The 8,481-nt window shown below is 45.1% G+C and carries 8 protein-coding genes; 1 reads left to right on the plus strand and 7 read right to left on the minus strand.

The features are described 5' to 3' along the window. The first annotated feature begins 80 nt into the window (after window positions 1-80). The gene (locus tag D479_RS16480; protein WP_008639223.1) at window positions 81-353 is read left to right on the plus strand and encodes a hypothetical protein; all 273 of its coding nucleotides are present in this window, start codon (window positions 81-83) and stop codon (window positions 351-353) included. Between the two features lie 36 nt (window positions 354-389). On the opposite strand, the gene spo0A is transcribed toward D479_RS16480, so the two are convergent. From spo0A to D479_RS16515, 7 genes are all read right to left on the minus strand, one after another. Then, complete coding sequence (gene spo0A / locus D479_RS16485) at window positions 390-1,169, minus strand: sporulation transcription factor Spo0A (RefSeq protein WP_008639226.1); 780 nt, start codon at window positions 1,167-1,169, stop codon at window positions 390-392. Window positions 1,170-1,410: 241 nt separating this feature from the next. After that, window positions 1,411-2,652, minus strand: coding sequence for a SpoIVB peptidase (gene spoIVB / locus D479_RS16490; RefSeq protein WP_008639228.1), 1,242 nt, complete (start codon window positions 2,650-2,652; stop codon window positions 1,411-1,413). Window positions 2,653-2,841: 189 nt separating this feature from the next. Continuing rightward, window positions 2,842-4,569 (minus strand): DNA repair protein RecN, encoded by a 1,728-nt coding sequence (gene recN, locus D479_RS16495; RefSeq protein ID WP_008639230.1) that lies wholly within the window; start codon window positions 4,567-4,569, stop codon window positions 2,842-2,844. 15 nt (window positions 4,570-4,584) lie between these two features. Beyond that, window positions 4,585-5,034, minus strand: a complete 450-nt coding sequence (gene argR, locus D479_RS16500) for a transcriptional regulator ArgR (RefSeq protein ID WP_008639233.1) — start codon at window positions 5,032-5,034, stop codon at window positions 4,585-4,587. Between the two features lie 62 nt (window positions 5,035-5,096). Next, window positions 5,097-5,921 carry a TlyA family RNA methyltransferase gene (locus tag D479_RS16505; protein ID WP_008639235.1) on the minus strand — a complete coding sequence of 275 codons (825 nt, stop codon included), beginning with the start codon at window positions 5,919-5,921 and terminating at the stop codon, window positions 5,097-5,099. A 7-nt stretch (window positions 5,922-5,928) separates the two neighbouring features. Further along, window positions 5,929-7,821 carry a 1-deoxy-D-xylulose-5-phosphate synthase gene (dxs, locus tag D479_RS16510; protein ID WP_008639237.1) on the minus strand — a complete coding sequence of 631 codons (1,893 nt, stop codon included), beginning with the start codon at window positions 7,819-7,821 and terminating at the stop codon, window positions 5,929-5,931. 18 nt (window positions 7,822-7,839) lie between these two features. Continuing rightward, window positions 7,840-8,439 carry a hypothetical protein gene (locus tag D479_RS16515; RefSeq protein ID WP_008639239.1) on the minus strand — a complete coding sequence of 200 codons (600 nt, stop codon included), beginning with the start codon at window positions 8,437-8,439 and terminating at the stop codon, window positions 7,840-7,842. Window positions 8,440-8,481: the final 42 nt, after the last annotated feature.

Genomic DNA, 8,481 nt, shown 5'->3' on the forward strand with positions numbered 1-8,481 from the left:
AATTTTTACATTATTTATGTATATCTGTTACATCTTTGTCTCATTTGCTTTATTATGGATATGAAAGGAGGAGTAGTCAGATGGTGTTACGCAGAGATGGATTCGGAGGAACAAGATATTATCCGGAGAACAGCGAAATTCATATCCTTTGTACATACATGGAAACGGGCCATCGCTATATCATCATCCACTACTTGGATCTTCCTTTCAGCTACAGACAGTTGAACCGGGATGGATTATTGTTCTTGGAGGAACATATTTATACGTGCCTGCTGCCTGAATTGGATCGGATTGATGAAGGGTTTTACGATGATATGTCCATGGCAGAAGAAATTGTCAGGATGATGAAATAAAAAACACGAGGGGAAATACCCCCTCGTGTTTCGCGTTCAACTTGCTTTATGCTCCAGGCGGAGCCTGTCCGCCACCATCGCGATGAACTCTGAGTTCGTCGGTTTTGCTTTCGTATTGGAGATGGTGTAACCGAACAAGGAAGAGATCGCGTCAATGTTTCCACGATTCCATGCTACTTCAATCGCATGACGGATCGCCCTTTCCACTCTGGAAGCCGTCGTGTTGTATTTCGTTGCAATATCAGGATAAAGGACTTTCGTAATGGAGCCGAGCAGTTCCAAATCGCGATACACCATCGTGATGGCCTCCCGCAGATATTGATACCCTTTAATATGCGCAGGGACACCGACTTCGTGAATGATATGCGTAATGCTCGTATCCAAGTCTGGTTTCTTGGACTTCGTAGACGTGTAGGTGTTTCCAAGTGCACGATTTATCGGATCTCCGGCATGCTTGATCTGGCGGACCTGCTCTCCCAGGTGATCCAGGTCGAACGGTTTCATCATGAAGTAGGCAGCACCTAATTCCACCGCTTTTTTCGTCACTTCTTCCTGACCGAACGCTGTTAACATGATCACTTCCGGCTGCTTGTCCAGCTCTCTCAATTTATTCAAAACCGCTAATCCGTCCAAGTGAGGCATGATGATGTCGAGAATGAGCACATCGGGATTCTTTTCTTCGACCATTTGGAGACAATCTTTACCATTAAATGACGTCCCAATGACATCGATATCGTGCGTGTCCTCAAAATAATCCTCAAGAAGCTTCACCAGCTCGCGATTATCATCAGCCAAACAAACTTGAATTTTTTCCATTAATTTTCCTCCTTACAAAATTGTCCTCTTTTCTCTGTAATTCATAAGTTCGACAGACAGGAAATCTAACCCTTTTTTATTATAACAAAAAAATTTTAATATTCGAGATTATCTCTTAAATGCTTTAAAATACTTTAAAAATCGCACTGTTTCGACATTGAGATCCTCCATTTGTCGAATCATGTCGATGACGTTGCAGATATTTCTACCAAAAAAAGAAGAACCCCGTTCAGGGTTCTTCTTAGCTTGCTTTTTGACCTTTTTCTTCATAAATATCGATTCCCGCTTCTTGCAGCATCCATTCGATGTGCACACCGTAACCACTAGTAGGATCGTTGACAAAAACATGCGTGACGGCACCGATAATTTTGCCATTCTGAATGATTGGACTTCCACTCATTCCTTGAACAATTCCTCCGGTTTTCTTCAACAGTTCTTTATCTGTAATCTTGACGATCATGCCTTTTGTAACGGCTGATTTCTTCGGCGTGTTGCTCACGATTTCCACATCGAAAGTCTGCATTCTTTCTCCATCAAGCACCGTCATGATTTGTGCGGGTCCTTCTTTAACCTCTTCCGCAAATCCGACTGGTAAGCCTTCAGGGTAAGCGCTGTTCTCCATATCGCCCTCTAATTCGCCGAATATACCAAACGGCGTATTCTTGGTAATATTTCCGAGCTTATCGTCTTTCAATGAGAACTTAGCCCGCTTTTCTCCCGGGATTCCCCGACTTCCCTTTTCAATGGAAGTTACTTGGGATTTTACTATAGTACCTTCATGAATCTCGATCGGTTTTTTTGTATCCATATCCGAGATCACGTGCCCAAGCGCTCCATATTTCTTACTTTGTGGATGGTAAAATGTCATCGTTCCGATTCCTGCAGCGGAATCTCTAATATACAGGCCGATCTGATACTCGTTTTCCTGCGCGTTGAACGCCGGTGTTAACGAAGTTTGAATCGTTTCTTCTCCACGTTTAATCGTAAGATCGACAGCATTTTCTTTCTCTCCTGACTCCTTGACGATGGAGGACAGCTGCTCCATGCTGTGAAGGTCCTTGCCATTACCTTTAAGGAGAATATCCCCCACATGGATATTCGCTTCTTCACCAGGAGAGGCTTTTTCCGCTCCTTCACCACTAACTAAATGGTGGCCGACTACGAGGACGCCTTTCGTATGCAGTTCGACGCCTACCGACTGTCCTCCCGGTACGAGCCGGATGTCTTTCATCCCTTGTACGCTCGTCTTCTTAAGAGGAATTCCTGCAAACTCATGGAACACCTCGTCATCATCAGTAGATGAAAATGCCGTAAGTGCCTTGGAATCGTCATTCCAAACAGGTGTAGATACAGAATTGGCAGTCGTCACTTTCATTTCTGTTGGGATGGACAAATATTGTTGAACAGGTGTCAATAATGGTAACGTGAGCATGAACAGCAGGAGAACAGAACCACATATATATTTCATTATCCTTACATTCACGGGTTCACTCTCCTTCTAACTCCAGTACCAACTAAATGGCTTACTTATAATGTGGTCTTCCGCCCCTTTTTTTAAACGAGCATAATCACAGTAAATATAGTACCCATTCCCTGCCCATGTAAGATATCCCTTGAATAAAACAAAATAGGCGCAGAAAAAGCATCTGCGCCTATTTTTACCTGATCCCTGTTATTTATTACGTTTATGTTTATCTGCCATAACGAGTAGTTCTTTTGCATGCTCGACTGTCGTTTCCGTCAATTCTGCGCCGGTAATCATTCGTGAGATTTCATCCGCCTGCTCTTCGTGTGTTAATTCCGAAGCAGCCGTGTGGGTTCGATCATTATCCACGCGCTTCTCAATCCTAATGTGCGTATCGGCCATTGCAGCTACTTGTGGCAGGTGGGAGATGCAGAGCACTTGGGATCCTTCGGAGATGCCGTATATCTTCTCAGCAATCGCCTGAGCTACTCTGCCGCTTACACCTGTGTCGACTTCATCGAATATGACGCTCGTTACTCCCTGGTGTCTGGAAAATATCCGCTTTAGTGCAAGCATTATACGTGACATTTCTCCACCGGAAGCTACTTTATGTAATTCTTTAAGCGGTTCTCCTGGATTTGTGGTAATGAGGAATTTCACAATATCCGTACCGTTTGGCATCAGCTGAACCGGCTTACCTTCAAACATTGGATCCTGTTCTTTTCCTTCCTTCATACGGATATCAACCGCAAAAGATGCTTTTTCTAAATATAAATCGCGCAGCTCTTCATGAATGTATTCCCCTAGACGCGAAGCTGCTTCCATTCGTATGTCGTGGATTGCTTTCGCTTCCAATACGGCATCCTGACCAAGTTCATATATGTCTGATTCCATCTTACTTAAATGAGAGTCCTTGTTCCTAATCTCATCAATTTCTTCCTCAATCTTAGATGCGTATTGAAGCATATCATCCACTGTACCACCATATTTTTTCTTCAAACGGTTGAGCTCATTCAACCTTGACTCCATTTGATTCAATCGTTCAGGATCAAATTCCAGTTCAGCCATTTGACTGCTCAACTGGAAGGTCATTTCTTCGATTAAATAATAAGAATTAGCCAATTCCTCTGATATTTTTGCGATGTTTTCATCGACATCCGCCGTGCTTTCCAAGGAAGTCATCGCATGACTAAGCCAATCGAGACCCCGCTGTTCACCATAAAGGGAATAATAGGCATCATGAATGCCTTGATAAATTTTCTCATAATTAAGCAGTTTCTTACGTTCCTCAGCCAGCTCTTCATCCTCTTTAGGTTCCATCTCCGCTTCCTGAAGTTCGCGAAGCTGAAATTCAAGAAGGTCAAGCCGCTGCGCCATCTCCTGCTCATTCTGACTCAAATCCTTATACCGTTTCCTCAATGTCCTGTACTTATCAAAGACCTGCTGATACTCTTCAAGCGTCGGACGAATGCCTTCCCCGGCAAATACATCGAGAAGCTCTATGTGTCGATCAGGGTCCATCAATGACTGTGTTTCATGTTGGCTGTGTATATCAATGAGGGCCTGACCAAACTCCTTCATAATGCCAAGTGTAACAAGCTTTCCGTTTACGCGACATATGCTCTTTCCCTGATTTGTAATCGTTCTGTTCAAGACAACCATTCCATCATCCTGAATGTCCACTCCAAACGCTTCCCCTGTACGGTAAATCGGGTGGTCGCGCTCCACGATAAATAAACCCTCTATTTCCGCCTTTTTCGTTCCATGCCGGACGAACTCTACAGAGCCTCTTCCGCCTGACAGCAGTTGAATAGCATCGATGATAATCGACTTACCGGCACCGGTCTCTCCAGTTAAAACGGTCAAACCTTCTTTAAATGTAATGGAAATCTGATCGATAATTGCAAAATCACGAATGGATAATTCCGTTAACATGAAAATACACCTCAGTTATAGCATATTTAGCAGCTGTTCGCTTATCGCCTCTGTCTGCTTCTCACTTCGACAAATAATCAAACACGTATCATCCCCGCATATCGTGCCCATGATCTCGTCCCAATCTAAATTATCCACCAATGCGCCAATGGCATTCGCATTCCCGGGCAGAGTCTTCAAAATGATGAAGTGACCCGCGCGGTCAATACTGACGAAAGCATCCATCATAAGTCTTTTCAGCTTTTCCAACGGGTTGAACCGCTGATCGGCAGGCAGGCTGTATTTATAACGACCATCCATCATAGGAACTTTGACAAGGTGCAGTTCTTTTATATCACGGGATACCGTTGCTTGTGTGACGTTGTACCCCATTCCCTTTAAACGATCCACCAGTTCATCCTGCGTTTCAATATCGTCGTTTGTAATCAATTCCCTGATTTTGATATGACGTTGTCCTTTATTCATGACCATCCTCCATTTCAAGTCCTTCCATAAGAAAAGGGCCGAAGCTCAGCCCTTTTTATACATTATGCGTTTTTGCCGTGCGCATCATGCGCTTCCTTGACAACTGCCTGAACATCGACATTATTGTTAATAACCGCTTGCCCCTGCTCCGTCAGACGAAGATGAACAAGAAATTCAATGTTTCCGTCTCCCCCGGTGATCGGAGAATACGTGAGTCCATAAACAGAATATCCGTACTTTGTAGCAAAATCAAGGATTGTTTCAACGACTTGACCATGAATGGCGGGATCTCTGACGATGCCCTTTTTCCCTACTTGTTCTCTCCCTGCTTCAAACTGGGGTTTGATAAGAGCTACGACATCGCCGCCCTTTTCTAAAATATCCGCCAGTACCGGCAGGATGATTCGAAGGGATATGAATGATACATCAATGGAAGCAAATTGAGGGGTGCCGTAGGACAAGTCCTCGGACGTCATGTAACGGAAGTTGGTTCGTTCCATAACAACGACCTGGTCGTTGTTACGAAGCTTCCAATCCAACTGATTGTAACCGACGTCGACGGCATAACTCATTTTCACACCGTTCTGTAGACCGCAATCGGTAAATCCTCCGGTGGAAGAGCCGATATCGATCATAACTTTGTCTCTAACTGACAAATCAAACACTTTCAAGGCTTTTTCCAGCTTCAGTCCTCCACGACTTACGTAAGGAATGGCTTTTCCCTTAACCGTCAGTTCCAGGTCTTCCTCCACCTTTTGGCCAGGCTTATCTAAACGGTTCTGCTCGTGAAAGACGAGACCGGCCATGATGGTGCGCTTGGCTTTCTCCCTCGTCTCCACGTAGCCTTTTTCAACTAACAAAACATCTAATCGTACTTTTCTGCCCATATCTTAGTTATGCCCTTTGCTGTTTAGTTGGGACCAATTCTTTTAGATTCTTGACGAGCGCATCCTCCGTCAATCCAATCTCTTCCCATAATTGACTTACACTTCCGTGTTCAATAAAACGATCCGGAATTCCCATACGCTTCACAAATTGTCCGTTATACCCATTCTCTTCGGCAAATTCCAGGATGCTTGCTCCGAAACCGCCCTGAAGAACAGCTTCTTCGACTGTAATAATAGGTAGACCTTCCTTCATAATGTCATGGAGCATCGCATCATCAAGCGGTTTGATGAATCGGGCGTTGACAACCCGGACAGAGCGTCCTTCCTTCTCCATACGCCTGCTTGCTTCCAGAGCCATATCGATCGTAGTTCCGAAGGTGAGTATAACAGCATCTTTACCTTCTTTAAGAACGTCCCAACTGCCGATCGGTATCGTCTTCTGAACACGATCCACTTCCACACCTTTTGCATTTCCACGTGGATAGCGGATGGCAAACGGACCATCATCATAAGCCGCGGCCGTATGAACGAGGTGCTGCGCTTCATTTTCGTCTTTAGGCATAGTGATGATCATATTCGGAATGGAACGTAGAAACGCGACATCGAATACTCCCTGGTGTGTTTCTCCATCCGCACCGACAAGCCCGGCACGATCGATCCCAAGGATGACATTCAGTTTCATACGGGCGATGTCATGGATCACCTGGTCGTAACTGCGTTGAAGGAATGTCGAGTAAATAGCCAGAAACGGCTTCATCCCCTGAGTTGCCAGCCCCGCAGACAGCGTGGTCGCATGTTGTTCTGCGATACCTACATCATAGAGCCTGTCCGGAAACTCCTCGCCGAATTTTTCAAGCTTGGAACCGAGAATCATTGCTGGTGTAACTGCAACAATACGATCATCTTTTCTTGCTTCCACCCGCAGAGCTTCACTGATGACCGAGCTCCATGCTGGAGGGGCATCTACAGGCTTGATTTTCTCCCCGGACTCGATCTTGTAAGGGCCCACGCCATGCCATTTGTCTTTCACATCATTCTCAGCCGGATGATAGCCTTTACCTTTTTGGGTCATGACATGGACGATGACAGGACCATCTGTTTTCTTCGCATATTTGAGATTTTCGATAAGGTCGTCGAAATCATGCCCGTCCACAGGACCAAAATAAGTAAATCCCAGTTCCTCAAAAAACATGCCGGGAACGACGAAATATTTCATGCTGTCTTTCAATCGTTCAGCGACTTGGGCAATCTTACCGCCGACGGCTGGGATCTTCTTCATGATCCACTCTAAGTCGTCTTTTGCACGGTTATATTTCCCGGCACTTCTCATTCGAGCAAGTGCCCCGTGCAGCGCACCGACGTTTTTGGCGATGGACATTTCGTTATCATTCAAGATGACGGTTACATTCTTCTTCTCATCCCCTATATGGTTCAGCGCTTCCAAGGCCATTCCCCCTGTAAGGGCGCCGTCTCCAATAATCGGAAGGATCGAATGGTTTTCTTTTTTAAGGTCCCTTGCGATCGCCATTCCCATGGCGGCGGAAAGAGACGTGGAGCTGTGTCCCGTTTCCCAGACATCGTGTTCGCTCTCATCCCGCTTAGGGAATCCGCACAGACCTTTATATTGGCGAAGCGAGCCGAATTGGTCTGCTCTCCCTGTCAGGATTTTATGGATATAGGACTGGTGTCCGACGTCCCACAGCAGGCGGTCTTCCGGACTGTTGTACACTTTATGCAAAGCAAGCGTCAGTTCGACTACGCCGAGGTTAGCCCCCAGGTGCCCTCCTGTCGCTGCCAGATTTTCAATAAGGAATTGTCTTGTTTCCTGCGCTAGTACTTCTAGCTGCTTTGTATTCATTTCCTTTAAAAAGGAAGGATTTTTGATTTTACACAGATCCATAAATGGACCCCCTTGTATTTATCTTGATTTTTTTGCGGATGCCGCCGTTCCTGTTACTATTTTTACTTTCAGACGCTTTTCTAACCATGCAATTACTTTTGCGGCTGTAAAGATAATCTTCGTGGAAGAGTGAATAGCAAAGGATTTCCCTAAAGCCTTCCCTCCGACCGTAAGCGCAGCGACAATACTTGTCAGTGTGACAGAGATGACGATCTGCACGGTCGAACCTTCATTGTAGCCGAAGGAGTTGGCGAGTTGGATGACGACAACAGCAGATGCTGTTCCGCTGACTATACCAGATATATCCCCTATTACGTCGTTACAGAAACTAGCGAATCGATCCGCGTTTCTCACGATGACAATAGCTTCTTTCGCACCTGGGACCTTTTCAGAGGCCATGGCATGAAACGGGGTTTCATCTGCAGCAGTGGCTGCTATGCCCAGCATATCGAAAACGACACCAATCAATACGATGATCAATACAATGACGAGGCCGAAGATCCATATGACACCACTTAACACGGAAGAAGATATAACTGAAAAAATAGCCGCTAACACGAATGTGATAACGGCAATACTCAAACTAAATTGTACGGCTCTTTTAAATTTATTGTCCATTCTATACCTCTATATATTAGAATTACATTTCATATGTAGGAA

The organism is Halobacillus sp. BAB-2008 (genome assembly GCF_000328325.1).
Taxonomy (GTDB): domain Bacteria; phylum Bacillota; class Bacilli; order Bacillales; family Halobacillaceae; genus Halobacillus.

Coding starts and splice junctions, on each gene's coding strand:
- D479_RS16480 (WP_008639223.1), top strand. CDS start 81: ATGGTGTTACGCAGAGATGGATTCGGAGGAACAAGATATTATCCGGAG.
- spo0A (WP_008639226.1), bottom strand. CDS start 1,169: ATGGAAAAAATTCAAGTTTGTTTGGCTGATGATAATCGCGAGCTGGTG.
- recN (WP_008639230.1), bottom strand. CDS start 4,569: ATGTTAACGGAATTATCCATTCGTGATTTTGCAATTATCGATCAGATT.
- argR (WP_008639233.1), bottom strand. CDS start 5,034: ATGAATAAAGGACAACGTCATATCAAAATCAGGGAATTGATTACAAAC.
- D479_RS16505 (WP_008639235.1), bottom strand. CDS start 5,921: ATGGGCAGAAAAGTACGATTAGATGTTTTGTTAGTTGAAAAAGGCTAC.
- dxs (WP_008639237.1), bottom strand. CDS start 7,821: ATGGATCTGTGTAAAATCAAAAATCCTTCCTTTTTAAAGGAAATGAAT.
- D479_RS16515 (WP_008639239.1), bottom strand. CDS start 8,439: ATGGACAATAAATTTAAAAGAGCCGTACAATTTAGTTTGAGTATTGCC.